The organism is Pseudomonas sp. B21-040 (assembly GCF_024748695.1).
Taxonomy (GTDB): domain Bacteria; phylum Pseudomonadota; class Gammaproteobacteria; order Pseudomonadales; family Pseudomonadaceae; genus Aquipseudomonas.
Map to the genome: position 1 here is coordinate 4,591,534 of NZ_CP087176.1, position 26,306 is coordinate 4,617,839.

18 protein-coding genes and 1 pseudogene are annotated in these 26,306 nt (G+C 58.7%); 11 read left to right on the plus strand and 8 right to left on the minus strand.

Translation table 11 applies throughout. The annotated features are described in order from the left end of the window. Positions 1-64: 64 nt before the first annotated feature. Positions 65-2,362, minus strand: coding sequence for an autotransporter domain-containing protein (locus tag LOY55_RS21030; RefSeq protein WP_223522640.1), 2,298 nt, complete (start codon positions 2,360-2,362; stop codon positions 65-67). Positions 2,363-2,657: 295 nt separating this feature from the next. Here LOY55_RS21030 and LOY55_RS21035 point away from each other — a divergent pair, with 295 nt between their 5' ends. From LOY55_RS21035 to LOY55_RS21050, 4 genes are all read left to right on the plus strand, one after another. After that, positions 2,658-3,239: a hypothetical protein gene (locus LOY55_RS21035; protein ID WP_109787269.1), complete on the plus strand. Its 582-nt coding sequence runs from the start codon at positions 2,658-2,660 to the stop codon at positions 3,237-3,239. Between the two features lie 120 nt (positions 3,240-3,359). Continuing rightward, entirely contained in the window at positions 3,360-3,569 is a 210-nt protein-coding gene (locus LOY55_RS21040) for a hypothetical protein (RefSeq protein WP_223522639.1), read from the plus strand. 298 nt (positions 3,570-3,867) lie between these two features. Continuing rightward, on the plus strand, positions 3,868-5,259 hold the full coding sequence (locus LOY55_RS21045; protein WP_408980960.1) for a DUF1254 domain-containing protein: 1,392 nt from the start codon (positions 3,868-3,870) through the stop codon (positions 5,257-5,259). Between the two features lie 19 nt (positions 5,260-5,278). After that, positions 5,279-6,769: a DUF1254 domain-containing protein gene (locus tag LOY55_RS21050; RefSeq protein ID WP_109787272.1), complete on the plus strand. Its 1,491-nt coding sequence runs from the start codon at positions 5,279-5,281 to the stop codon at positions 6,767-6,769. A 381-nt stretch (positions 6,770-7,150) separates the two neighbouring features. Here the strand turns inward: LOY55_RS21050 and LOY55_RS21055 are convergent, their stop codons facing one another. After that, positions 7,151-8,524, minus strand: a complete 1,374-nt coding sequence (locus tag LOY55_RS21055) for a transposase (RefSeq protein WP_258666107.1) — start codon at positions 8,522-8,524, stop codon at positions 7,151-7,153. Positions 8,525-8,906: 382 nt separating this feature from the next. Between LOY55_RS21055 and LOY55_RS21060 the strand changes: the two genes are divergently transcribed. The 3 genes from LOY55_RS21060 (at position 8,907) to LOY55_RS21070 (ending at position 15,724) form a co-directional block, all read left to right on the plus strand. Further along, the gene (locus LOY55_RS21060; protein WP_223522637.1) at positions 8,907-11,768 is read left to right on the plus strand and encodes a multicopper oxidase domain-containing protein; all 2,862 of its coding nucleotides are present in this window, start codon (positions 8,907-8,909) and stop codon (positions 11,766-11,768) included. Positions 11,769-12,414: 646 nt separating this feature from the next. After that, a complete protein-coding gene (locus tag LOY55_RS21065) occupies positions 12,415-13,740 on the plus strand; it encodes an OprD family porin (protein ID WP_223522636.1) in 1,326 nt (441 codons plus the stop codon). 307 nt (positions 13,741-14,047) lie between these two features. Then, complete coding sequence (locus LOY55_RS21070; protein ID WP_223522635.1) at positions 14,048-15,724, plus strand: MFS transporter; 1,677 nt, start codon at positions 14,048-14,050, stop codon at positions 15,722-15,724. Positions 15,725-15,767: 43 nt separating this feature from the next. Here LOY55_RS21070 and LOY55_RS21075 read toward each other — a convergent pair whose 3' ends face one another. Continuing rightward, positions 15,768-16,751 (minus strand): GlxA family transcriptional regulator, encoded by a 984-nt coding sequence (locus LOY55_RS21075; RefSeq protein WP_177412275.1) that lies wholly within the window; start codon positions 16,749-16,751, stop codon positions 15,768-15,770. A 264-nt stretch (positions 16,752-17,015) separates the two neighbouring features. On the opposite strand from LOY55_RS21075, the gene tynA reads away from it, so the two are divergent. Then, positions 17,016-19,304 (plus strand): primary-amine oxidase, encoded by a 2,289-nt coding sequence (gene tynA / locus LOY55_RS21080; RefSeq protein ID WP_223522634.1) that lies wholly within the window; start codon positions 17,016-17,018, stop codon positions 19,302-19,304. Between the two features lie 153 nt (positions 19,305-19,457). Here the strand turns inward: tynA and LOY55_RS21085 are convergent, their stop codons facing one another. Further along, on the minus strand, positions 19,458-19,766 hold the full coding sequence (locus tag LOY55_RS21085) for a cupredoxin family copper-binding protein (protein ID WP_046032681.1): 309 nt from the start codon (positions 19,764-19,766) through the stop codon (positions 19,458-19,460). 15 nt (positions 19,767-19,781) lie between these two features. Further along, positions 19,782-20,750: a metallophosphoesterase gene (locus LOY55_RS21090; RefSeq protein WP_077431711.1), complete on the minus strand. Its 969-nt coding sequence runs from the start codon at positions 20,748-20,750 to the stop codon at positions 19,782-19,784. A gap of 286 nt (positions 20,751-21,036) precedes the next feature. On the opposite strand from LOY55_RS21090, the gene LOY55_RS21095 reads away from it, so the two are divergent. After that, positions 21,037-21,549 carry a sigma-70 family RNA polymerase sigma factor gene (locus LOY55_RS21095; protein WP_046032679.1) on the plus strand — a complete coding sequence of 171 codons (513 nt, stop codon included), beginning with the start codon at positions 21,037-21,039 and terminating at the stop codon, positions 21,547-21,549. Then, positions 21,542-22,279, plus strand: coding sequence for an anti-sigma factor (locus LOY55_RS21100; protein ID WP_223522633.1), 738 nt, complete (start codon positions 21,542-21,544; stop codon positions 22,277-22,279). The genes LOY55_RS21095 and LOY55_RS21100 overlap by 8 nt, the downstream gene beginning before the upstream one ends. A 124-nt stretch (positions 22,280-22,403) precedes the next feature. Here the strand turns inward: LOY55_RS21100 and feaR are convergent, their stop codons facing one another. The 3 genes and pseudogenes from feaR to paaY all read right to left on the minus strand — a co-directional run bounded on the left by feaR (position 22,404) and on the right by paaY (position 25,125). After that, on the minus strand, positions 22,404-23,318 hold the full coding sequence (gene feaR, locus LOY55_RS21105) for a transcriptional regulator FeaR (RefSeq protein ID WP_223522632.1): 915 nt from the start codon (positions 23,316-23,318) through the stop codon (positions 22,404-22,406). 85 nt (positions 23,319-23,403) lie between these two features. Beyond that, complete coding sequence (paaX, locus tag LOY55_RS21110; protein WP_223522631.1) at positions 23,404-24,327, minus strand: phenylacetic acid degradation operon negative regulatory protein PaaX; 924 nt, start codon at positions 24,325-24,327, stop codon at positions 23,404-23,406. Positions 24,328-24,528: 201 nt separating this feature from the next. Beyond that, positions 24,529-25,125 (minus strand): annotated as a pseudogene (paaY, locus tag LOY55_RS21115) (phenylacetic acid degradation protein PaaY). A gap of 371 nt (positions 25,126-25,496) precedes the next feature. Between paaY and paaF the strand changes: the two are divergent. After that, positions 25,497-26,270: a 2,3-dehydroadipyl-CoA hydratase PaaF gene (gene paaF, locus LOY55_RS21120; protein ID WP_109787284.1), complete on the plus strand. Its 774-nt coding sequence runs from the start codon at positions 25,497-25,499 to the stop codon at positions 26,268-26,270. Positions 26,271-26,306: the final 36 nt, after the last annotated feature.

Consider the following 26,306-nt stretch of genomic DNA (forward strand, 5'->3'; position numbering starts at 1 on the left):
TGCTTATCAGCCGCTATCGATCGTACGCTCCGTTTGCCGGCAAACCTGCATAGATGGAAGGGTATTAGAACGTTACCCGTAACAACCCCACAAGGCCGTTCTCATGAGCGTCGCTGGCTAATTGGCCGTTGTAGATCAGACTCAGGTTGGTACTCGGGGTCAGCGCCGCTTCCATCCCCAGATTCACGATGGTCACGTCCTCGGCCAACGGTACGCCGGGTATCGAGAATGTGTTTGCTGAGCGGGTGAACGATTGTGTGTCGACAGGTTCGAGATCGCCAAATGTATGGCGCCAGCCCAACCCGCCTTTCACCCTCATGGGCACGTTATTGGCGAGGAAGGCGTAGCTGGGCCGTATTCCCAATGTGCTGTACGTCACATCGTTGTCGCTGCTGTCCACGGAGAGTGCAGCAGGCCCACCGTGTTCGGTGAACCCATCGGCGTTCACCTTCACCCACGCGAGGTCGGCATAGGGCTCGAGTATCATCGGCCCCACATTGAACCTGTATCCGACATCGCTGAAGACCTGGCCGGTATTGGCCGAGTAGTCGGCGTGAGGGGAGTCACTGAAATCGCCGAAGTTCACGGTCCGGCGCGTATCGATTTCGTTGAACGTGTAGCTGGTGCCCGCCTTGAGCGACCACGGCCCGAGCAGCGTACCGACGTACGCGCCAACGGTGTAATTATCGCCATCGGCCGAACTGTAGCGCGCGTCCACATTGGACCGTGTGTAGCCGAACAAAACGCCCAGTGTGGTGGTGTCGGTGATGCGCGAGTCGATCCCCAGAAACGTCCCGCCGGTATCAACCGATAGGTCACCTTGTTCGCGGTGTGCGCCGACACCTTGTATCCATGCGGTCAGGTTCGAAGTCAGTTGCACCGTATTGTCCGCAGCATGGTGGGGGGTGACCGGCGCCCCCAATGGCGTGTCGAGACGGTCAAAGACCGCGTCCCGCACGAAGTGGCTGTCCTCCAGCATCACGGTCATGAGCGATGGGTTGATCTGACCCGACAATTGATCGAGAGCAACCCGGATTTCACCCACGGTGGGCAACAGGATGATCCCGCCGAGGATCGGGTTGTCCGGCGGTAACTCATCCACGGCGCCCCCTGTTGATTCTTGAGGTGGGGTGATCGCTATCGGGGGGTCTGGTGTTCCCCCTGGTGGCGGGATGACGATCGGGTGTTCGGGTGTGCCGCCAATAGGTACCTGATTGCGGGCGACGAGGAAGTAGGCATTGTTCTGGTCGTAGGTGAGGCTGACGGTCGACAGCGGCAGCTGTCGGGTCGGGTAATTGAACGTGCCGTTGACGCCACCGTCAGCGGTGAGGATCGCGTACCGCTGGTTCACCACCGGGATAAAACCGTTGAGTAAGGTGGTGGCGTCGGCATTGTTCAGCGTAGCGACTCCAGTGGCGTGGATCAGGTCATGCGCGCCGGAGGGGTTGAAGTCCACGATGTAATTGGCCGTGGGGGCGGTGGTCAGGCTCCCGGCAATATTGAGGGTGCCGGTTGTGTCGCGGGCGGGGCCCGGTGAAACAAAACCGCCGACGGTGGTTTGCGGCAGTGTGCCGGTGCCGCCGAGGAAGGTTCCCTGGTTGGTTATCAACTGACTGGAGGTTGCGATTGAGCCATTGATGAACAGGAATCCGGCGTTCAGGTTTGTCGCCCCTGTGTAGGTATTACTGGCATTGAGCGTGACAAGCCCGCCGGAACCGCCGTCACCGTCCAGGGCCAAAGAGCCGGAGCCACTGATCACACCATTCAAGGTAAAACCGGTATCGACAGCTTGTATGAGTGTGGCGTTTCCGGTCAGGGTTACTGGGCGATTTGTCGCGAAAGTCTGCTTGGTTCTCAGTGTGCCGTTACCAATGGTCAACGTCCCACCAGGGGCCCCAAGATTACTGTCGGTGTTGATTGAGAGAGTGCCGGCGTTGATGGTGGTGCCACCCGTGTACGTGTTGTCCCCGGTCAGCACCAGCGTCCCGCCGGCGCCGTTCTGAATGACACCCCCGATCCCGCCGAGGTTGTTATTGATAGTGATCAGCTCGGGGGAATTGACGATCAGGCCGGGGCCGTCGAAAGCAACCGGAAGCCCGGATATCGCGTAATCGTGGCCTTTGTTGCCGCTGTCTACGAATTCCCAGGATGAGGGGTTGACTGGGAGGTCCACGGAAATACTGTCATTGCCGACGTTGGTGAATGATGCGATGTCACCCTGATTTTCAGGGACCCCTTGCGGCGTCCAGGACTCCGGGCACGTATAACAACTAGCCCCCGCCCAAGTGAACGTCTCGGCGAGTACCGGTGACACCTGCGTCAATCCGACCGTGAGCACCAGGATAGGTAGGTATCGTGTCACGCTGCTCACCTCTGGGACAGGGCGGCTGATTGCGTCATCCGCAGTGCAGTAAGTCGCCAGTTAGTCGCGTCGGCCTCCTTGACGAGAAGGCAGTGAAGAGATTAGACAAGGTTTCCCGAATTCACGAGCCGGATCCTTAGGCGATGCCTGGAACCGCAAAAGTACCTGGTCGAAATTCGCGCCCAGGATAATTTCCCAATGCAAATGCAAATGCAAATGCAAAGGCCAATGCCGGAGTGCCACTTTTCCACTGCTATGCTGATAGCATCTTTTTCCTTCACTAGAGACGAGCAGCATGGCAGCAGAAGGCAAGCATTCCCTGCTCACTTTCAAGGTTATGGCCGGCTCGGCTGGAGGCGTCCTTGTCGCTTGGGCTGCCACAAAGCTGCTCGACACTTACTTCGAGCTGACGTTGCTGGCCGTTATCAAGGGCTGGCTGCTACGTGCGTGGAACTGGCTTCTGTTAGAAACGCCCATGCCGAACTGGTCGCTGCTGATGTTTATCGCGGCGCTGATCAGCACTCTGGCTGTAGCAATTTACTACTACCGCACCACTGACGGAGCTTGTGGCGAGCTACATGAGATAGAGCGAAAAATTTACAAAGCGAACAACCCTCAGTTTCCACAGCTGACAGAGAACCAAACACTGTTGATGGAAGCGTTGGCCTATCATGCAAACTTCAGAAAAATTGCAAACTTAGACTCGGTTTGCAAACTTGTGTCACTCAGCAAGTTGGAAGTTGAAGAAGGGCTTAAGCAACTCCAGGTCAAACGTCTTGTTAAGCAAAAAGTGACACGGGGTACGTTCGGCGCCACCATTTTTGAACTTACCTTGGCAGGCAAGGACTATGCGTTAGAGCGACTTGAACTAACGTAGTAAAGAAACACAGGACGCGCCCTGAAGGCACTTCTTGAGTGACAGAATTCACCCGGCGGGGACACCTCGTTCCTTCCAATATCTCTCCTGCCAAGCTGATGTCTTCATGGAAAAATCGCGATGCCAAACTCAGACCTGCTCCCTTCCCTGCTGTTCAAGATCAACGAAAACCAACTTGCACTCGAAGCCGCCATCATGGAGCTTTCAAACTGGGTCGAGCTACAGGGTGCGGCTGATGTCGCCGACAACGTGCGCTACGCTCTTGAAGCCATCGACAAGAATGAAGAGTTCATCAAGATAACGCTCGCGTTGATGATGACGCCGGAGTAACGGCATTCGCAGGCCACTGTCGCTCGCTACGTCCGCAATGGACTTTTAAAATCGCGCCAGCGCTATGACAAATCGCGACATAGCGAGCATTCAGCTATTGAGGTGCCGGTTGAATCCAGCCAATAGCAGGCATGTAAACAGACCCAAATCATGACTCGGTAAAGATGAGCTATCTTGTCAGCGACTCACCGCCATCAGGTGATCGCCATCAAGTAAGGATGCTTTATGAATCGCCCCCCCCTATCGCCACGCCCTCTTTGCACTGACGTTCATCACGACACTCTCCACTGCAGCTTTGTTGGCCACTCAGGGCTACGCCGCCGAGGCCACCATCGCCGGGCCTGTAGCCGGCACCAAGGTGACTGAGCCGTACGTGCGCATGATGGCGCGTGAGGCGTACTTCTGGGGTTGGCCGATGGCCAATATCTTCAACCGTCGCCAGGCCTTCAAAGACCTTCCCCAGCCGGGTTTGATGGGCGGCATTGTGCCAGTGGCACCGATCAATCAGCTGTCGCTGTTGAGCGACTACATCGACCCCGCCGAGCGGCTGGTGGCGTGTCCCAATCAAGACGTCGTGTACGGCGCCGGCAGCATTGCCCTGGACCTTGAGCCCGTGGTGCTGCAAGTGCCGGATTTCGGCAGTCGGTTTTGGGTGTATCAGGTGGTTGATCTGCGCTCGGACAGCTTCGCCGAGCTGGGCAAAATGTACGGCACTCAACCTGGCTTCTACTTGCTGGTCGGGCCGGACTGGAATGGCAAGGTCCCGGCCGGCATTACCAAAGTGTTTCGTGCGCGCACCAACACCGGTTTCGTGATTCCCCGCGTGGTCCAGGACGACACCGCCGCCGACCGCCAGACAGTGCAACCGGCGCTGGCCGGGATCGACATGTACCCGTTGTCCAAGTACGACGGCAAGGTCAAAAAACGTGACTGGGCCAAGCTGCCGAAATTTCCCGCCCAAGCGCAAGGCAACGCCGAAACCAAGTGGGTGATGCCAGAGAAGTTCTTCGACGAACTGCCTGCCCTTCTCAAAGATGCCAAGCCATTGCCGGGTGAAGAAGCCCGTTATGCGCAAATGGCCGCCCTGAGTGCTATCGCCAAGGCAGATCCGCAGCTCAAGGCAGCGATGATCGACGAGGCGAAAAAAGCCGACAGCGAAGTGATCGATCCGCTGTTGCAGTTCCGCAACTACGGCCTGCAATTGCCGGATCACTGGAGTACCGTCAGTAACGGCGCGGCGTTCGGTACCGACTATTTCACCCGCACGGCCGTGGCACGCTCGAACATTTTCGTTAACCAGCAGAAAGAGACCAAATACTTCTATCAGGATCTGGATCAGGCTGGCGCGCGTCTCAATGGTCAGAACGGGTACAGCGTGACCTTCGCCAAAGACAAGCTGCCCCCGGTCAAAGGCTTCTGGTCGCTGACGCTGTACAACGAACAACACTTTTTCGCGCCCAATGACCTGAAGCGTTATTCCATCGGCACCAAGAACAAATCCCTGCAAGCCAACGCCGACGGCTCGCTGACGATTTATGTGCAGAGCGAATCGCCGGGCAAGGACAAGGAAAGCAACTGGCTGCCTTCGCCCAAAGACGCGGACTACTCGTTGTATATCCGTGCCTATTGGCCAGAGCCCGCCGCACTGAATGGCCAGTGGGTTCCGCCAGCCGTAGTCAAAGCCGATTAATCAGAACAGGACGTCAATCATGAGTACCTCAGGTAAAACCCTGACTGCCTTGACCCTGGGCATTGCAATCAGCATCAGCGCCCAGGCCGCCACGCACTACGAGCAACTGGCCGATCTGCCGTTTGCCGGCGGCTATCCAACACTCGACGGTGTGGCGCAACTGAAAAACGAGCTGTTGTTCCAGCGCGCCGTGCAGTCTTACATCTGGGCCTTGCCCGCGCTGAACATGTACGCCATGAAAGAAGGCTCGGAGAAAACCTTCGGCGCGGGCTACAACGTGTTGCCGATCTGGAAAGACCGACTCAATGCCAGGACACTCGTGACCACGCCGAACTCCGACGTGATCTATGCCATGGGCTATCTCGACCTGAAGCAGGAAGGTCCGATGGTGATCGAGGTTCCGCCGGGCTTGCAGGGCATTCTCGACGATTTCTTCCAGCGCCCGATCTGCTCCGAGGGCCAGATTGAAGGTCGTCAGTGGTGCGGCGATGTCGGCTTGCCCGGGCCGGACAAGGGCAAGGGCGCCAAGTACCTGGTATTGCCACCGGACTACAAAGGTGAAGTGCCGCCCGGTTACCTGACTTACCGCTCGCGCACTTACGGGGTGTTTGTGTTCTGGCGCGGGTTCTTCAAGGATCCGAAGCAACTTGAGGGGCCAGTGAAGGTCATGGAACAGACGCGCATCTATCCGCTGGGTAAAGAAGCCACGGCCAAGGCAATGGCGTTCCCGAACGCTTCGAAAACTCCGGTCAACATGCTCTACCCTACCGATGGCAGCGCATTCGACATGCTCTCGCGCTTTATCGACCATGAATATGTCGACCCGCAAGACATGGAAATGCGCGGCATGCTCGCCGCCCTGGGCATCGTCAAGGGCAAACCGTTCCAGCCTGACTCGGCAACGCGGGAGCTGCTCGACAAGGCCGCGAAAACCGCCAGCAAGATCGGCCACGCCATTTCCTATACCCCGCAGACCATTGTCACCGGTGGCACCTGGTATCCGGATCGCAAGTGGCTGAATGTATTCCCCGGCAACGCCACTTTTACTGCCGACACTTTCAACTACATCGACCCGCGCACAGGATTCTTCACCAACGCCTATTCGGCGAGCCCAGGCATGGCGGTGAACATGGAGAACGTCGGGGCCAAGTACCCGGCGACGTTCGTCGATGCCAAAGGGGAATTCCTGTCGGGCAGTAACGTTTACACGCTGAACTTGCCAAAAGGCATTCCGGCGGCGTTGTTCTGGTCGGTCACGGCCTATGACTCGGTGACCGCCTCCGGTCTGGATAACGGGCAACCCTTCCCATCGCTGAACACCATGGACAAACCAGTGGCCAACGCCGACGGCTCGATCGACGTCCACTTCGGCCCCGAGTCACCGGGGGCTGGAAAAAACTGGATTCGGACTCTGCCTGACAAGGGCTTCTTCGTCATCCTGCGTTTGTACGGCCCGACCAAGGCGTTCTTCGATAAAGCCTGGAAACCTGGCGATTTGCAGAAACAGTAACGAGAGACACCGCCAGGCGATATGAGCACATCAGAGTGCTCATATCGCCGTGGGGTTGGTTTGACGGAACCATGTTTTACCGCCGGTCAGTGGCAGCAATGGGGGGTGGATTCAACCGGTCGATTCAACACTTATGGCGACGGTCCTGACTGTTTGTTTGCAGCTCTTTGCCCGAGGCTGTCACAGCCATTAGCTGCCATTCGTGACAGACCGCCATCGGCCGATTCTGTTGAAAAAGTCGGATTTTCAGCCTGAGTAAAATCAAGCACAGCTACCACCGGATAGCCTACTCACCACTTTGTGTGGTTTCTCGGCCCTTCGTTGACCTTTGCTGCGTCGTTATTGGGTTAATTTGAGGTTTTTGGCTTAGTGCAGGCGCACCTATCCCGTGACTGGTGGCCCTTGAGATGTCAGTTTGGCCAGCCGACGTAGGTTCTGCACTGTGGCTGCCAGCGTGAACTCATCGGTCGCGCCACTCATGCCACGTAGTCGCAAGCGATCCAATTTCAGGATGCGCTTGAGGTGGGCAAACAACATTTCGACCTTCTTACGTTCATGGCGAGAGCGCACGTACTCCGGCGTCGCTGCGATGCGTCGAGCGACATCACGAGCGGCTTCATGAACGCTGCGAGCGATCTTGCGAAACGACGTGTTCGGGCAGCACTTGGCTTTCATCGGACACGTCGCGCAGTCGGTCTGTCTGGAGCGGAAGATGATGGTGTTGGCTTTGGTGACGTGCGAACGCTCGTTCTTGAAGGCTCGCCATTCACTGCGTAATACGTTGCCAGCTGGGCAGCGGTATTCCTCGGCCTCTTCATTCCAGTGGAAATCGTTACTCGAAAAACTGTCGTTCTTGCGCTCGGTTTTGTCCCATACCGGCACATGCGGCTCGATGTCTTTTTCCTCCACCATCCAGGCCAACATCGGCGCTGTACCGTAAGCGGTATCGCCGATGAGGCGATCCGGCTTGATGTCGAACTGCGCTTCGACCCGGTCGATCATGGTCTTTGTACTCTCGACCTCAGCCGTGCGATGAGCCGGTGTGGGTTCCACATCCATGATGACGCCGTGCTCGGTATCGATCAGATAATTCGTAGAGTAAGCGTAGAACGCTGGGCCGCCTGGAGCTGCGGTCCAGCGGGCTTGAGGATCAGTCAGCGATAGGCGCTTCGGCAGCGTTTCGGCCAAAGCCTCTTCATCGAGCGCCTCAAGATACTCACGTACAGCGCGGGTGCTAAAGGCCGGATCGCTCCAGTTGATCGGCTCATCGCCCGGTACGCCGCGTTGCCGGCTGGCATCCGCCTTGATGATGCTGGCGTCCACGGCAAAGCCTTCGCCCTTGACCAACCCAGCGTCCATGCAACGACGCAGCACCTCGTTGAACAGCCAGCGAAACAGATCGCTGTCCCGAAAACGGCCGTGTCGATTTTTGGAAAAGGTCGAGTGATTGGGGACTTCATCTTCAAGGCTCAACCGGCAGAACCAGCGATACGCCAGGTTCAAATGGGCCTCTTCGCACAACCGGCGCTCTGAGCGAATGCCGTAGCAATAACCCACGATCAGCATGCGGATCATCAATTCAGGATCAATCGACGGGCGCCCAATCGGGCTGTAGAAGTCGGCGAGGTGATGGCGCAAATCACTCAGATCGAGACACCGATCAATGCTGCGCAGAAGGTGATTGGCTGGGATGTGATCTTCAAGGTTGAACGAGTAAAACAGTCGCTCCTGCCCACTCGATAACTGTCCCATCATGCTGTGTGATCCCCCGCCGGCCAATGCAGCAATTTTGCCGCAGCCCAGACATGGGAGCTACTTTTTCAACAGAATCGGCCACAAGGGGACATCGATACATTCAGAAAGCGGCCACTTTTCTTGACCCAAATACTCCGCACAATCGCACCCGGTATTGGGGACTATTCCCCCTTCACCGGGGTTTCTCATACGTCTGTTCAAAGCCTGTAGCCAAGAGGAGCGCGGCGTAGAGTCATTAGTCACCTCCTGTCACTTTTGGCAGAAAGCTTGCATCGTTCCCATCCCGGCTCGAAATCAAACATTTCGCCAGCTGGGCTAGTAGCCGTGGCTCATTGCTCGAGTATTGCCACGCGCTCCGCAGAACCCGTCAGAGGTGTTTGCAATGAAACTAGATACCGGAAGGTTGACTCCTAGTCCATTGTCCAAAACCAGGCTGGCGCTGAGTATCTCTGCTGCCGTGTTCATGTTTGGGCTGGGCTTGTCCCAGACCCAGGCAGCCCCCCTCGACAATACCGATCCACCGCCTCCTACCGACCCATCGGCGTTCACCAATCAGCCTGCCGACCCCAATGCCGCATTGAGGGACTTGCTCAAGCAGCCGCCTGCAAACGTCGGCGCCTTCGACTTGCCCAATGGCGTGGTCGGTAACCGCAAGACGCCCTTGGTCGACAATGTGCTGCCACCCGATCTGCAACCCAGCTTCAATATCCCCACCAACGGTAATGCCAGCCCGGTATTCGGGGCTCAACCGTTCTCACAGAAGCTAGAACTGTTCGAGGAATTCGGTTCGAACAAACTGGATGCGGCCGACCCGCCATCACCCGTGCCGTTTCCGGTCCCGACGGTGGGCCCCGCACCGGCGCAAGATCCATTGAAGGTGGCGCGCAGTGGCCCGTCACCGGCTGCACTGGATGCCTTTCTCAGGCAGCCGGCATTGACGCCCTTCCCGACAGAGTTCTCCAACGTACTGGACCGCAACCCCTGGAGGGCACAGATCGAGGATTTCCTCAATCGCCGGGTCGATTCGCCCGCAGAGGGCCGGCCACCGGGAAAAGGCTGGTCGCACCAGCGTTTCAATGAGTTTTTCCCGCGCGACGCCTTCAAGACTGTGCAAGCCGGCGCGCACGTCAACAGCGGCTTGCGTGATCGTATGCAACGGCATAACTACGCCGTGGGGGAATTTGCGCCAGGCGGGCTCTATCACAACACCAACGGCAACCCGGCCAACGAGGGCACAACCAAGGGCATTCAAGTGCAGTTTCACCCCAACCTCCCTGTCCAGGACCACAATGCACTGTGGACGTTCGACGGCACCTTTCCGCCGAAACTGCTTCAAGTACGCTATGGCCAGGCGATGCTGATGCGTCATTACGATGCCTTGCCCATTGACCCGTCGGCCAACCGGGGCTTTGGCCTGCACACCCTCACCACCCATGAACATAACGGTCACTCCCCCGCGGAAAGCGACGGCTTTACCAACGCGTTCTTCTTCCCGGGCCAGTACTACGACTATCGCTGGCCGATCCAGTTGGCCGGTTACGACACCATCAATACCAGCGCTGAGGATCCGCGTGCGGCATTCCCCTGCGAGCCCGGTGAAAAGCTTTTCGTCAACAACGCCAACCCCGGCTTCAAAACCTGCAACAACGGCGCCATCAAGATCCGCGGCGACTGGCGCGAAACCATGAGCACCCACTGGTTCCACGACCACATGCTCGATTTCACCGCGCAAAATGTCTACAAGGGCAATGCGACGATGATGAACTACTACAGCGCCGTGGACCGTGGCAACGAGTCGGTCGACGACGGGGTCAACCTGCGCTTGCCCAGTGGTTCGGCGCTGGGCTGGGGTAACCGCGACTATGACATCAACTTGACGATCGCCGACAAGGCCTGGGACAAGGCCGGCCAGTTGTGGTTCAACCCCTTCAACACCGACGGCTTTCTCGGTGACCAGGTGCTGACCAACTGGGAGTACAAGCCCTTCCTGGACGTACGTGCCCGCCGCTACCGTTTCAGGATTCTCAACGGATCGGTTTCTCGCTTCTTCACGCTGGCGGTGGTGCGTCAGGTCAATGGTAATGGTGGCGAGTTCCCTGGCCCGAGAAACTCCGGGGTTTCCTATAACCGGGTGCCGTTCCACATGATTGCCAACGACGGCAATATCATGGAGCACGCGGTGCCGTTCGATGGCAGCCTGGACCTCGATGGTGACGGAGACAAACAGGACCACAATGCCATTCTGCCGATACTGGGTATTGCTGAGCGCTATGACATCGTCGTCGACTTCGCGAAAAACGGCATCAAGCCGGGCGACAAAATTTTCTTCGTCAACATCGAGGAGCATGAAAACGGCAAGCTTCCCAAACGTGACATTCCATTGGCAGATGTACTCTCCGAGAAGTACCTTCCCGTCGTCAGGCAAACCAGCCACGGGCCACAGTGGATCAACGGCGACCCGGGCGTGGGCGTGTTCATGCAACTGAACGTGAGGCCTTACACTGGCCAGGATGTCAGCATGAACCCCGTCGACTTCGAGCCCGCCAAGCCTGGCAAACCCGAGGGCAGGTTCATGATCCCGCTGCCCTTGCACCGTGATGACCCTGCCGATATCGCCCGGCTCGCCCAGGCTCGGCACCGAACCTTTATCTTTGGCCGCTCCGACGGCACGGACTTCAAGCCGTGGACGATCAAGACCGATGGCGGCGAAGGCTTCAACATGGACCCGCGCCGGATTTCAGCCGCGCCACAACTGGCCACTGGCCCGACACCGGCAGGGTTCAAGGGTGAAGGCACGCTGGAAGTCTGGAAGATCCAGAACGGCGGCAATGGCTGGAGTCACCCGGTGCATGTGCATTTCGAGGAAGGGATCATTCTCACTCGAGGAGGCAAACCACCACCCGAATGGGAAAAAGGGGCGCGCAAGGATGTCTACCGTATTGGCTCCGATCCTGACAGCCTCGACAATGTCGAAATGGCCATACGCATCCGTGAGTTTGCCGGTACCTACCTGGAGCACTGCCACAACACACAGCATGAGGACACCTCGATGCTGCTGCGCTGGGACTCTGAGCACCCGGGCCAGTTCCAATTGATGCCCACACCGTTGCCGAGCTGGGACGGCGTGAAATTCGTGGACTCGGTTGCGTTACCGACATTCCGTACGGGAGATGGCGTCGGGCCGCAGATCAAGGTCGAAAACAGCGGCAGTAGCGGTAGCGGTAGCGGCGGAGGTAAAGGCTAGCGTCGTCTATCAAACGGCAGGTCAGGTCGTCAGCAAACGCAAAAAAGCTTATATGACCGTTTCAATCCCAAAGCCGCCTATCATCAAAGTCGGCTTCGGCTTGTTTGCTGCCCATCACGACAGGCAGAAAACGACCAGAAATGAACATTAAAATCCTCAGCCCTCACGCTACGCAACATCATGCTCTCAGGCTGTTACATGATGCTCGACCGCCCTGATTCCCAAGCTTTGAGTGAACCGCAATAGATAGCCATCTGGATCAAGTACCAGGAAATTAAGCTCACAGTGCAGGCGCAGATGGATGAAAATCCGCCCGGCCGAGTTTCAAAAACACCGACGCCCCATACCTCTGTACGACAAGCCTTATCCCTCCACGAAAATTACTTTCGCCTCGTTTGAAAATCACCTCTCGAAATGTTTTAAGAGTTTCACAATCCATTCGACGTGACCCTTTCGAGGAGTACCGCATGACCCTGTCCTTCGGACTTTCCTGCCTGATTTAACCGTATTCCGGTCGAACCAAAAAAACACGTCATCCCGACGGCCTGATGTTCAGGGTCGCTCATCGGGTGCGCCCTGTTGCGCGCCGGTTTCGGGTTGGCGGTGAACCTCCAGAACAATCATAAGAATTCACCAGGAGCACCGTATGTACCAACGAGCAGTCCCCACCGCCCTCTTGCTGGCCGCCAGTTCCATGTGCGCGCAGGCAGCAGACACCGCCGCACACGGCTTTCTGGAAGACAGTAAAGCCACCCTCTCGATGCGCACTTTGTATTTCAACAGCGACTACCGCGACGGCACCGCCGCCCCCTCGAAAACCGAAGAAGCGGCCCAGGGTTTGGTGCTGCGCTATGAATCCGGGTTTACGCAAGGCGCGGTCGGGTTCGGGCTGGATGCGCAGGCGCTGCAGGGCATCACGCTGGACAGTGGCGCAGGCCGGCATGTCGGCAGCGGCATGATCCCGACTGACGGCGACGGTGCGGCTGACGCCTGGAGCAGCTTCGGCCCGACGGCGAAGATGCGCATTTCAAAAACAGAATTTCGCTACGGCACCCTGCTGCCAAAGTTGCCGATCCTCATTGCCAACGATGCCCGGGTATTGCCGCAGTCGTTCACCGGTGCCCAAGTCACCTCGAACGACATCGATGGCCTGACCCTGACCAGTGGCGTGATTGAACACGCGGTCGGCCGAGCCTCCACCGACCGTACCGGTTTGTCAGTGCCTGGCGCGACTCAGGACAGCAACAAGTTCTACTACGCCGGTGGCGACTACAGCATCACCAAAGACTTGAAGGCCCAGTACTACTTCGCGCAGCTGGAAGACTTCTACAACCAGAACTTCCTGGGGCTGGTCCACGTCCTGCCGATTGACAGCAAAAGCTCGCTCACCACCGACCTGCGCTACTTCAACACGACCTCGACCGGCGCCAACAGCACCGCCGCCGGCCGGGCGCAAGGTTATGGCATGTCCGGTTTCACCGAGAACAACAACGGTGAGATCGACAACAACACCTGGTCCGCGATGATCACCTATGTGAACGGGGGTCATGCGGTGTCTTTGGGGCATCAACGCGTGAGCGACGGCAGCAACTTCGTCCAGCCCAACCAGGGCAGCCTGGTGGACAAGGGCGCGGGTGGCGGCAGCGTTTACCTGCCCACGGACAAGATGATCCAGAACTTTGCCCGCGCCGGTGAGCAGACTAATTTCGGTCAGTACACCTATGACTTCGCGCCCCTGGGCATTCCAGGATTGAAAGCCTCTGTGGCGTACCTCAAAGGCACGGAAATCAAGGCCCGCAACGCCGGTGACCAGTCCGAGTGGGAGCGCGACATGACCCTGGACTACGTACTGCAATCGGGCACGCTCAAGGGCCTGGGCTTTACCGTGCGTAACGCCAAGTCCAATACGGACGCCGGGCGCAACGTCGACCAGAATCGCTTTATCGTCAATTACACGATTTCGCTGCTGTAAGCACCGGCCTTTAAGGAACCCACGATCTGTAGCAGCTGGCGAAGCCTGCTGCTACAGGGTTCGCTTTGGCTTGAGCATTACGAAGGTTTTCGGTTTTTTTGGGGCACTGATTTGTAGTCTGCGTGATGGCGAGTGGATATCTACGCGAAGGTGATTATGCTTCAACTAACCCGGCACCTATCCGAGGCGGTCAGCTGCATCCAGACTTCGTGCAATTTGCAATCCGACGACATCAGCCCCAGGGCCTGGGTGCGGTAAATGGTGTGAGGTACTCCGGCCTATAACAAGAGCAAGACGGAGAACACTCATGGCCGTAATCGACAGCACAACCACGGGCAGCACGCCCAAACGCGGGATCACCAAGGAGGAGCGCAAGGTCATTTTTGCCTCTTCCCTGGGCACCGTTTTCGAATGGTACGACTTCTACCTTTACGGCTCCCTCGCCGCCATCATCGCCAAGCACTTCTTCGCGGGGGTCAATGAGACCACGGCCTTCATCTTCGCACTGCTCGCGTTCGCCGCAGGCTTCGCCGTAAGGCCTTTCGGCGCCATCGTGTTCGGTCGGCTGGGTGACATGATCGGACGCAAGCACACCTTCCTGATCACCATTGTCATCATGGGTATTTCCACCGCCATCGTCGGCTTTCTACCGGGCTACGCCACCATCGGCGTGGCAGCGCCGGTCATCCTGATCAGCCTGCGCCTGCTGCAAGGCCTGGCCCTGGGCGGTGAGTACGGCGGCGCCGCGACGTACGTGGCTGAACATGCGCCGCCCGGCAAGCGCGGTTACTTTACGTCGTGGATCCAGACCACGGCGACCCTGGGCCTGTTTCTTTCGCTGCTGGTGATTCTCGCCTGCCGCACCCTGCTCGGCACCGAAGCGTTCGAGGCCTGGGGCTGGCGGATTCCATTCCTGCTCTCGATCCTGCTGCTGATCGTCTCGGTGTACATCCGCCTGCAACTGAGCGAGTCGCCGGTGTTCAAGAAAATGAAGGCGGAAGGCAAAGCCTCCAAGGCACCACTGACCGAGTCCTTCGCCCGCTGGGGCAACCTGAAAATCGTCATCATGGCCTTGCTCGGCGGTACGGCCGGCCAGGCGGTGGTCTGGTACACCGGGCAGTTCTATGCGCTATTTTTTCTGTTGCAGATGCTCAAGATCGACCCGCAAACCGCCAACCTGTTGATCGCCGGTTCGCTGCTGATCGGCACGCCGTTCTTCGTCATATTCGGCAGCCTGTCCGACCGCATCGGCCGCAAAGGCATCATCATGGCCGGCTGCATCCTCGCGGCGGTGACCTACTTCCCGATCTTCCATGCGTTGACCCAATACGGTAACCCCGACGTGTTCGCCGCGCAGGCAAAGAACCCGGTGACGGTGATCGCCGATCCCGGCCAGTGCTCGTTCCAGTTCGACCCGGTGGGCAAGGCCAGATTCACCAGTTCCTGCGACCTCGCCAAGAGCGTACTGGCGAAGAAAGCCATCCCCTACAAAAACGAGAAGGCCGAACCGGGTACCGTCGCGCAGGTCCGCATCGGCGACAAGGTGGTGCCGAGCTTCGAGGGCACCAGCCTGCCGGCCGCCGACTTCAAGGCCAGGAACGATGCCTTCGTCGCCACCCTAGGCACCGCCCTCAAGGACGCCGGTTACCCTGAAAAGGCTGATCCGGCGAAGACCAACTACCCGATGGTGTTGCTGCTGCTGACCATCCTGGTGATCTACGTGACCATGGTCTACGGCCCGATAGCCGCCTGGCTGGTGGAGCTGTTCCCGGCACGCATCCGCTACACCTCGATGTCGCTGCCGTACCACATCGGCAACGGCTGGTTCGGCGGTTTTCTGCCCACGGTGGCCTTCGCCATGGTCGCGGCCACGGGGGATATCTATTACGGGCTGTGGTATCCGATCGTGATCGCGGTGATGACGGCCGTACTCGGCACGTTCTTCCTGCCGGAAACCAAGGACCGCGAGATTCATCACACTTAAGGTGAACAACCGCCCTCTCCTGCCGGGGAGAGGGCATGGCTGTTTATTTGACGAGCCGTGTTTCCTTGGACGGCCGGTAGCCAAAATACGAGCTATAGCACTTGCTGAAATGGCTCGGCGAAACAAACCCGCACGCCACCAACACGTCCACCTGGGACAACTCCGTGTGCTGAAGCAGTCGACGCGCTTCGGTGATGCGCAGCTCCATGTAATAGCGCTGCGGCGTGGTGCCCAGTTGCTCCTTGAACAAGCGCTCGAGCTGGCGACGTGAACGCCCGGCGTAGACCGCCAGTTGTTCCAGCTCCAAAGGTTCTTCGAGGTTGGCGTCCATCAGCTTGACCACCTCACGCAACGGCGCACTCACGCAGATGTTTTCCGCCGGTTTGATGCGCCGGTAGCGAGATTCTTCGAAAGCCAGAATGTCCTCGATACCCTCGACCAGCGCTTTATCGTGCAGCCCCTTGATCCAGTCCAGCGCCATATGGAAAGCCCCCGCAGGGCTGGACGCCGTGAGTCGGTCCCGGTCAATCACAAAGGGCTCGCTGGTGACATGAGCAGCCTTGGAAACCTCCGCCAGCGCAGGCCGGTGCTCTGGATGAATGGCGCAACGGTAGCCGTCCAGCAGGCCGGCGCTGCCCAGAAACCACGCGCCGTTCCACAGTCCGGCCAGGGTGATGCCCTGCTCTGCCGCAGCCTTGAGCACGCTGATCAGTTCATCGCTTGCCTTCAGTTCAGTCCGGTAGCCGCCACAAATGACCAGCAGATCCAGCTGTTGAAGCGCCCCCGCATTGAATCGGGCATCGGGTCGAATGACCAACCCCAGATCGCTGACCACCTCCCCGTCATTCAAGCCAAACGTGCGGGACGAGAACAACCCGGGGCGTAGCAGGTTGGACGTGACAATCGTGTCCAGCGCTTGCGTGAACGCCGGCAGCGAAAAGTGTTCGAGCAGCAAAAAACCGGTTCGCGTCAGTTGCGCCGGCGCGTTGGAATGCTCATTGAGGTAGCGGAGGTTTTTGCCTTTCATGCCGCCGCTGAATTGCCGTCGTTCGATCAATGTACGACCCACTTGATTACGTTAACGTTGGAAGCCAAGACACGCGTATTCATTATGCGACAGATCAGGCCAACTGGAAGCCGGCCGACGCCACGTTGTTGTTTGTGGATTAACCTTGGTCAACCGCTCATTTAGGCACGCAGAGACAGAAATCTGGCAGGAATTCACAAGAAGCCATCCACTGGCTGTAGCAAAGTGTGCTGTGCTGTCACCGGTTTACCAAGGAACTCAGAAATGTTCACCTCCATTGTCTCGTTAAAAAGAAAACCACTGGCCCGGCTCGCGCTGGCCATTTCCCTGAGTACCTTCGGCTTGCCGGGTTTGATGTCTAGCGCACAGGCCCACGGCGGGGCTGCCGAGATGGTGCCGCTGCAATCGACTCTTGAAGAGTTTGGCGCCACGGTCAAATGGGACAGTTACGCCAACCTGTTCGTGATTGCCAAGGACGGTGTCTACCTCAAGGTCAAACCGGACAGCAAAGTCGCCATGCTCAATGGCAAGCGCATGGAGCTGTCGGTCCCGGTGGTGTTCAAACACAACACCGCGTACATGTCGAAGGACTTCATCAATCAGGTGTTCCAGTCCGGCCTGGATAAAACCTTTGTCGTCGAAACCCGCCCTAACCCGCTCAACCCGTTGAGCGCGGACGAAATCAAGGCAGCGGTGGACATCGTCAAGCAGTCCGAGCATTACCAACCCGGCTTTCGTTTCACCGAAGTCTCCGTCAATGAGCCGCCCAAGGATCAGGTCTGGAACTTCGTCTTCACTGGCCAGAATGTCACGCAACCGCGCCAGGCCAACATCGTGGTGCTGGACGGCAAGCACGTGATTGAAGCGTTGGTCGATCTCGACGCCAAGGCGCTCAAGTCCTGGAAGCCGATCGAAGGTGCACACGGCATGGTCCTGCTGGACGATTTCGCCACCGTGCAGTCGGCCGTCGAGAACAGCCCCGAGTACGCGCAAGCCTTGGCCAAGCGTGGCATCAATGATGTGAAGAAGGTCGTCGCCACGCCGCTGACGGTCGGTTACTTCGATGGCAAGGACGGGCTGACGCAGGACAAACGCCTGCTGAAAATCGTCAGCTACCTCAACACCGATGACGGCAACTACTGGGCGCACCCGATCGAGGGCCTGGTGGCGATTGTCGACCTTGAGCAAAAGAAGCTGATCAAGATCGAAGACGAGGCACTGATTCCTGTACCGATGAAGCCGACGCCGTACGACGGCCGTGGCCGCAAGGGTGTGCAGGTCAAGCCGCTGGAAATCATCGAGCCGGAAGGGAAAAACTACACCATCACCGGCAACAGCATTCACTGGCAGAACTGGGACTTCCATGTTCGCCTCGATTCGCGGGTCGGCCCGATCCTGTCCACCGTCACGTACGACGATAAGGGCAAGAAACGCAAAATCATGTACGAAGGCTCGCTGGGCGGGATGATCGTGCCTTACGGCGACCCCGACGCCGGCTGGTACTTCAAGGCTTACCTGGACTCAGGCGAATACGGCATGGGTACCCTGACTTCGCCGATTGCCCGCGGCAAAGACGCCCCGCAAAACGCCGTGCTGCTCGACGCCACAATCGCCGACTACACCGGCGCGCCGCAGTCGATTCCCCGCGCCATAGCGGTGTTCGAACGCTACGCCGGCCCGGAATACAAACACCAGGAAATGGGCCAGCCCAACCTCAGCACCGAGCGGCGTGAACTGGTGGTGCGCTGGATCAGCACCGTGGGCAACTACGACTACATCGTCGATTGGGTCTTCCAGCAAAACGGCACCATCGGCATCGATGCCGGCGCCACCGGGATCGAAGCGGTCAAGGGCGTGCAGTCCAAGACCATGCACGAAGCCACGGCCAAGGAAGACACGCGCTACGGCACCCTGCTGGACCACAACATCGTCGGCACCACGCACCAGCACATCTATAACTTCCGCCTGGACATGGACGTGGATGGCGAAAGCAACTCGCTGGTTGAAGTGAACCCGGTGGTACTGCCCAACGACCGTGGCGGCCCGCGCACCAGCACGATGCAGACCGAGCACAACGTGGTCAGCAACGAACAGCAAGCTGCACAGAAATTCGACCCTTCGACCGTTCGCCTGATGACCAACTTCAGCAAGGAAAACAAAGTCGGCAATCCGGTTTCCTATCAGTTGATTCCGTATGCCGGCGGCACGCACCCGGTGGCCAAGGGCGCCAACTTCGGCAAGGACGAATGGCTCTATCACCGCCTCAGCTTCATGGACAAACAACTGTGGGTGACGCGCTACGATCCGCAGGAGAAGTACCCGGAAGGCAAATACCCGAACCGTTCGGATAAAGACTCCGGGCTCGGGCAGTTCACCGCGGATAACCAGTCCATCGAAAACTCGGACGATGTGGTCTGGCTGACCACCGGCACCACGCACATTGCGCGGGCCGAGGAATGGCCGATCATGCCGACCGAGTGGGTTCACGTGCTGTTGAAGCCGTGGAACTTCTTTGACGAGACGCCGACGTTGAACCTCAACGCCCCAAAATAAACACACGAAAACCTGTAGGAGCATGGCTTGCCCGCGATGACAGTGTGTCAGTCGACATCGCAGTCATCTGACACACCGCCATCGCGGGCAAGCCATGCTCCTACAGGGGGGGGCGGGTTTCTTCAGGTGGATTGGTCGCAGGTGCTTGCAGCATCACTGGCTAACCACAATCTTCCCAATCATCTGCGGATGCAGCGCACAAAAATATTCAAACTCTCCCGGCGTATTGAACACCCAGGAAAAGCTGTCATTGGTGTCCAGCGCCCCTGAGCGAAACACCTTGTGGGTTTCCGCCACCGTGTGCGGAATCTGGTCGTCGTTCACCCACGTCACTTTGGTGCCCACGGCCACGTTCAAATCCTTGGGCCCGAACATGAACTCCTTGATATCGATTTTCACCTCCTGAGCCCACACCGGCATCGACAGCATCAGGCAGGCCGCAGCCAACAGTCGCTTTTTCATCCGAGTATCCTCCCCCTAAACCAGTGTCGAATCGATCAGCGCCAGCGGATGATCACCCTGCGTCGCTCGCACATCGGTGATCCCCAGGTAATTGCGCAGCTGATCAGCCGCCACCGTCATCGGCCCAGGCGTCGGTGCCGCACCCGGTGCGGGTTGTGGATAAGCGGTGCCACGGGCGGTGTGGAAGGTGATATTGCCTTCGACTTTCTGGATGACCTGGTGGATATGCCCGTTCAACACCGTCACCGAACCGTACTTGCGCAGCATGGCAATCGCCTGATCGCCATCCTCGGTGCCCCAGCCCCACGGCTGATAAACCGTCCACAACGGGATGTGGGTAAACACCACGATGGGCGTGCTGCTGGTCACGGCGCGCAAATCATCGGCCAGCCAAGCCAGTTGATCGGCGCCGAGGGTCGCTTCACGGCCCGCCTGGAAATTGAAGACATTCACCAGCGCAATAAAATGCACGCCGTGGTCGTCGAAGCTGTACCAGCCATTGCCTTTGGTGCCTTTGCCGTAACGCTCCAGGTAGAGCTTGCCGCCGCCCTCGTCGAGGGTGTCATGCTCCCCCGGGACGTAGTGCACGGTGGACGGCAGGCCCTTGAGCAGTTGCGCGGCCGTGTCAAATTCCTCGGGTTTGGACAGGTGGGTGATATCGCCGGTATGCAGAATCAGCGACGGTGGTTTTGGCAGCGCGATGACCTTGTCGATCGCCACCTGCAAGGTCTTCACCGGTTCCGGGTTGGCCTCCTTGTTGAAGCCGATGTGCGAGTCGCTTATCTGCACGAAGTGGAAGGTGCTGGCCAGTGCCTTGGGGTCGGAAACGTTGCCCGTCGCATCCAGGGCAAAGGCCCGGGGAATGCCGCCGCTCAAGGCCCAGATGACCCCCGCTCCGGCCCACGCCGAGCATTTCAGCAGTGTCCGGCGGTCGGGGTTGAGCGGGCCGTCGGTGCGAAGCGGGTGTCTTGATTGAATGTCCATCGGTTTTCCCTCGCTGGCGAACTACAGTGATGGTGCTGACACGAGGTACAACCCATCAGGACGGCGTTTTATTCCACGACATTGAACGTCTGTAGCCGCTGTCGAGGCACGAGGCTGCGTTGCGTGTCCGCAGGACCGCCCTTCGGGGGCCGCTACGCAGCCCAACGCAGCCTCGTGCCTCGACAGCGGCTACAGGGAAATGAGTTGTGTGTTGGAAAAGTTGTTTTTTTCGGGAATAAAATGCGGAGTAGCGCGGTTATAGAGGTGGGACAGTGCGGGAACCACTATGAAGCGATTTGAGGAACTGTTTGCGCCCCACCTGGACGCGGCCTACAACCTCGCGCGCTGGCTCACCGGCAACGACAGCGCCGCGCGCGATGTCGTCCAGGAAAGTGCCCTGCGCGCATTCCGCTTTTTACACCGCTTCGCCGATGGCAACGCCAAGGCGTGGTTCCTGACCATCGTGCGCAACGAAAGCTACACCTGGCTCAAGGCGTCGGCCGGGCGCCATTGGGTGGCGATCGGCGATGAATTGTCCGAAGAGGACGCCGCGCTGGGTCATGGCCAAACCCCGGAACTGCTGGCCATTCATACGGAAAATGCGGCGCTGATCCAGCAAGCCCTGTGCGCCCTGCCGCCGGCATTTCGTGAGGTGATTGTTCTGAAAGAACTCGAAGACCTGCCCTACAAGGACATCGCCCTGGTGGTCGATATTCCCATCGGCACCGTCATGTCGAGACTGGCTCGGGCGCGCGCCATGCTCAAGCTCGAACTACTGAAGTTGCACGATCATGAATGAACTCGACTGCACGGTTTGCCAGACGTTGATGCACGGCTATCTGGACAAGGAACTTGACCCGCCGACGACGGCAACGGTAGCCGGGCATTTGGCCGAGTGCGCCGAATGCGCGCGCTTGCACGATCAGGCGAGGCTGCTGATGCTCGGCGTGAAACGCCAGGCGCCGTATTACACGGCCCCGGCATCGTTGACCGCCAGTGTGTTCGCCGCTGCTGCCCCGCGCCCAAACATTGTCGAGCGCTGGCGAACATGGTTCGCACCGGCCTTTTCTGCGGCAGCGTTGGGCCTGGCGGTGGTGCTTTATGTGGCTACGCCGGCCAGCGAGCAGCCATTGATGGACGAAGCTGTCTCCAGTCATGTCCGCTCGTTGATGGGTGAGCATTTGAATGATGTGGTGTCGTCCGACCGTCACACCGTGAAGCCTTGGTTCACCGGCAAACTCGACTTCTCGCCACCGGTCGTCGATTACTCGGCACAAGGGTTTGTGCTGTTGGGCGGACGGCTGGATTACTTGCAGCACCAGACCACGGCGGCCCTGAGTTATGGACGGGCCAAACACATTATCAACGTGTTTATCCTGCCCACGCCGGAGGCGGACAAGCCACTACAGAGTCAGTCCATTCGTGGTTTTAACGTGATGTCCTGGCAAGCGAATCACATGCGATTTGTGCTGGTATCCGATCTGGAGAAAAGCGAGCTGAAGGCGTTCAGCCAGTTGCTCAAGCCGTAGCCCCCCTGTAAGAGTGAGCCTGCTCGCGATGGCGGGGTGTCAGATAAATTGAAGCTGTCTGACACTACGCCATCGCGGGCAAGCCATGCTCCTACAGGGGAATTACGGTGTAGTTGAGGGATGATCAGGCGCGGTTTTTTCGGTACTCACCGGGGGAAATGCCAAACCGCGATTTGAATGCCGTGGAGAAGTGACTCGAATCGGAGAAGCCCCAGGAGTAGCCCAGCACGGACAGTTTCTGTTCGGTGCGCGATTGGCGCAGGGATTGGGCGCACAAGTCCAGCCGACGATTCTTGATGTATTTCGCGACCACCAGGCCCTTCTTGGCAAAGATCCGGTACAACCCTCGAACCGACATGCCAACTTCCCGCGCCAGCCATTCCGGACACAGCTCTTCGGAGCGAATGTGCTCGTCGATGCATTCCAGCGTCTTGCGAAAGATGCGCTCGTGCAAATCGTTGCTGTCTTCGGCTTGGCTGATGGCCGGGCGCAGCAGACTGACAATCGCCTCCAGCGTCGCCTCACTTTCGGGCAGGCTGAGGCTGCTCTGGCGCGAGGCATCGAGAATCAGATGGTGAGAGAGCATCGCCATCGGTGACGTTGCGGCGATCCGGTGACCGCACTTGATCTGGTTGAAGCGCAAGGATTGCTCAATCAACGGCGCAGGCAAAATCAGCGACAACTGCCGGGAGTTTTCGCTGTAGGTGAAGTCGCTGGGGCGCGAGGCGTCGATCAGGGTGATGTCACCGGCCGACAGCAACACCTTGTCGTCGCCCTGAGCCATGCCTGCCGTACCGTCGAGTTGGAACACCGCAAAGTATTTACCGCCCTCGCCCACCGCGACTTCGGCAGGTGTGCGGTACAACCGCGCCTGGCAGGCGTCGACAAAACTGAGTTTCAGCGCGCCGCTTTGGTATTCGCGAATCTGGCCGGAAAACTCATCGCCCAGGGTTTGCGCATTGAAGGCGCCGCAGATCTGGTTGATCTGATGAATCCACTGATCAAATCCATCACGGCGCTGTGCATTTGCAGAAATCATGTCGGGCCTCACGCAGGCTTATTTTTATTATCTACGCCAATCCACAGGTCCTCCCTAACCAACACACTCCCACCACAATGACGGGCTACTTCAGCCCGCCAAACCGTCGATAGAAACTATCGCCCACGTCCGGCAACGGACCATCGGCGGTTTCCAGTGCACTGTTCAACCATTCTTCGGCTTTGGCGTAGATCAGCCGGTAAATGTTGCGGCACAACTGGCGAGCGGCCCGACCTTCCCAATCGCCGGGCAGTAACTCGTCCGGCAGTTGCGGGTCGCGCAACAGCAGCTTGCGGTATTCATGAATAAGCAGGACGCGTGCCAGGAAGCAGTCACTCGGTTGCAGGTTCTCTTGCTCGCGAAGCGCTTGCCAGAGCGGTCGGAACAGTTGAATGAACTCGCTGTAATGGGTCGCCAGTTCTTCGATGTTCCAGCTTTCGCGCACCTGCAAACGCAAGGCCTTGGAGGCCAGGACGTCCTGCGCGGTGGTTTCGAAGACGATGGTCTCTTCCTGAACGCCGAGGTCGAGCAACGTGGCGTTGAGATCGTTGCGGTCACTGCGCGGACACGCCAGCACCGCCGGCGAAATCGCACCAAAACCTTGCCACTCCAGTTCTTCGCGCACCTGTTTGCGCTTGTCCTGAGTCAGTTGCGTGAGCATCACCAGGCACCAGGAACCGTCCCACGCAGGGACAGTGGAGCTGTAGACGCGTTTGAACGCCTTGTCGAATCGCCGGCGACCGGTGCCGGTGAGGCTGTAATAGCTGCGGCGCCCGACTTTCTCGGCGGTCAGCCAGCCTTCTTTGGTCAGGCGGAAAATCGACGTGCGGATCAGCCGCTCGTTGATGCCGATAGGCTCGAGCAATTGAATCAGGCTGCCCAGCCAGACCGTTCCGCCGTGGGGCTCGATGGCGTCGCCGTACAAGGTAATGATCAGCGAGCTGGCGCGGATGGGCGTCTGCTCCTGGAAGCGGGTGATCAATTGGTTCAAGGGTGTCAGGGACGACATGGGCGTACCGGGCTGAAAAAAGAAAAGGAATATACCGGTTTCATATGACTCACACGTACCCGTGTAGCAGCTGCCGAAGGCTGCGTCCGGCTGCGAAGCAGTCGTAAAGCCTGAACATGCGGTGTTTCAGGAAGATCGTATCGACCCGATGGCGACTGCTTCGCAGCCGGACGCAGCCTTCGGCTGCGGCTACAGAGGCATTCACAGGGTATTGCCTTTTGGGCGAAAGCCGCTGTCATTGATGCGCGGTCGATCCGCTTCCGGCTCGGTCAGTGGCTCGCAAACTTGCATCCGCTCAAGGCAACGCTTGGCCAGTTGTTGATATTCGCGGGTGCCCGCCTGCTTCTACGCCACTTCTTCGTCGCTGAGGCCGCGCTTGACGCTGGCCGGTGCGCCCATCACCAGTGACTGGTCGGGGCATTCGAACCCGGCCTTGACGAACGCCGCCGCCGACACGAATGAGCGCGGGCCGATCCGTGCGTTGTCCATCACCACGGCGTTCATGCCCACCAGCGCATCGGCGCCGATGCGGCAACCGTGCAGCACCGCGCCATGCCCGATGTGGCCATTGCGCTCGACCACCGTGTCGCTCTCGGGGAAACCATGCATCACGCAGGTGTCCTGCACATTGGCGCCCTCCTCCAGCACGATCCGGCCGAAGTCCCCGCGCAAACTCGCCAGCGGCCCGACGTAGCAATGGGCACCGACGATCACATCGCCGATCAGTACGGCTGACGGATGAACGTAAGCGGTGGGATCAACCACCGGGGTCAAGCCATCGAGGCTGTAGCAGGTCATTGGACATTCCTTCAAGCGCAGTGCCGGGCATCTTCGCAAAGCGATGCCGATAGAGGCTCATTTTGTATCACATCACTTTTAACAGCACAAAGACAAAAATCCGTATCACTTAGTCAAGGCGCCGAATAACCGCACCTCACACGCTGTAAACCGGGCATTAAAGCCAGAAAAACCAGTGATTACTCGTTCACAAGGCTCCCTGAGACGCGGACTGAAAGAAACCGACCGCTCATCAATAAGACACATTAAATGAACTTTTATGTTGTTATTGCGTATCACGTTGTAGGTATACTCAGGCAAAACCGGCCCACCGCGCCGATCCAATAATGAGCCGGCAGTACAGCCGAGCGTGCACCGTGAGGGCATCCGCCATGCCTCTAACCCTTGTTGTCGAGATCATCGAACCGGGCGTTCGCCTGATTACGTTGCAGCGCCCGCAAGCGCTGAACGCCCTGACCACCGAATTGCTCGGTGAGCTGGCCGATGAACTGAACGCCGCGCAAGCTGACGCCAACACCCGCGCCGTGGTCCTGACCGGCAGCCGCAAAGCCTTCGCGGCCGGCGCCGATATCAAGGAAATGGCCGAGCGCGATCTGGTCGGCATCCTCGACGACCCGCGCCAGGCGTCGTGGCAAACCATTACCCGCTTCAACAAACCGCTGATCGCCGCCGTCAACGGCTTCGCCCTCGGCGGTGGCTGTGAATTGGCGATGCACGCCGACATCATCATTGCCGGGGAAGACGCGCGTTTCGGCCAACCGGAAATCAACCTCGGGATCATGCCGGGCGCCGGCGGCACCCAACGCCTGCTGCGGGCCGTCGGCAAATCCATGGCCATGCAAATGGTCCTGACCGGCGAGCCGATCGACGCCCGCCAGGCGCAACGCGCCGGCCTGGTCAGCGAAGTGACCCAACCGGAATTCACCGTCGAACGCGCCTTGCAGATCGCCCGCAACATTGCCGGCAAAGCACCGCTGGCGGTGCGCCTGGCCAAGGAAGCGCTGCTCAAGGCCATGGACACCGACCTGGCCAGCGGCCTGCGTTTCGAGCGCCATGCCTTCACCGTGCTGGCCGGCACCCGCGACCGCGACGAAGGCATTCAGGCCTTTCAGGAAAAGCGCACACCGAACTTCACGGGCCAGTAATCACCCCGCCCTTTTTACAAAAAAGCGAACGACCTC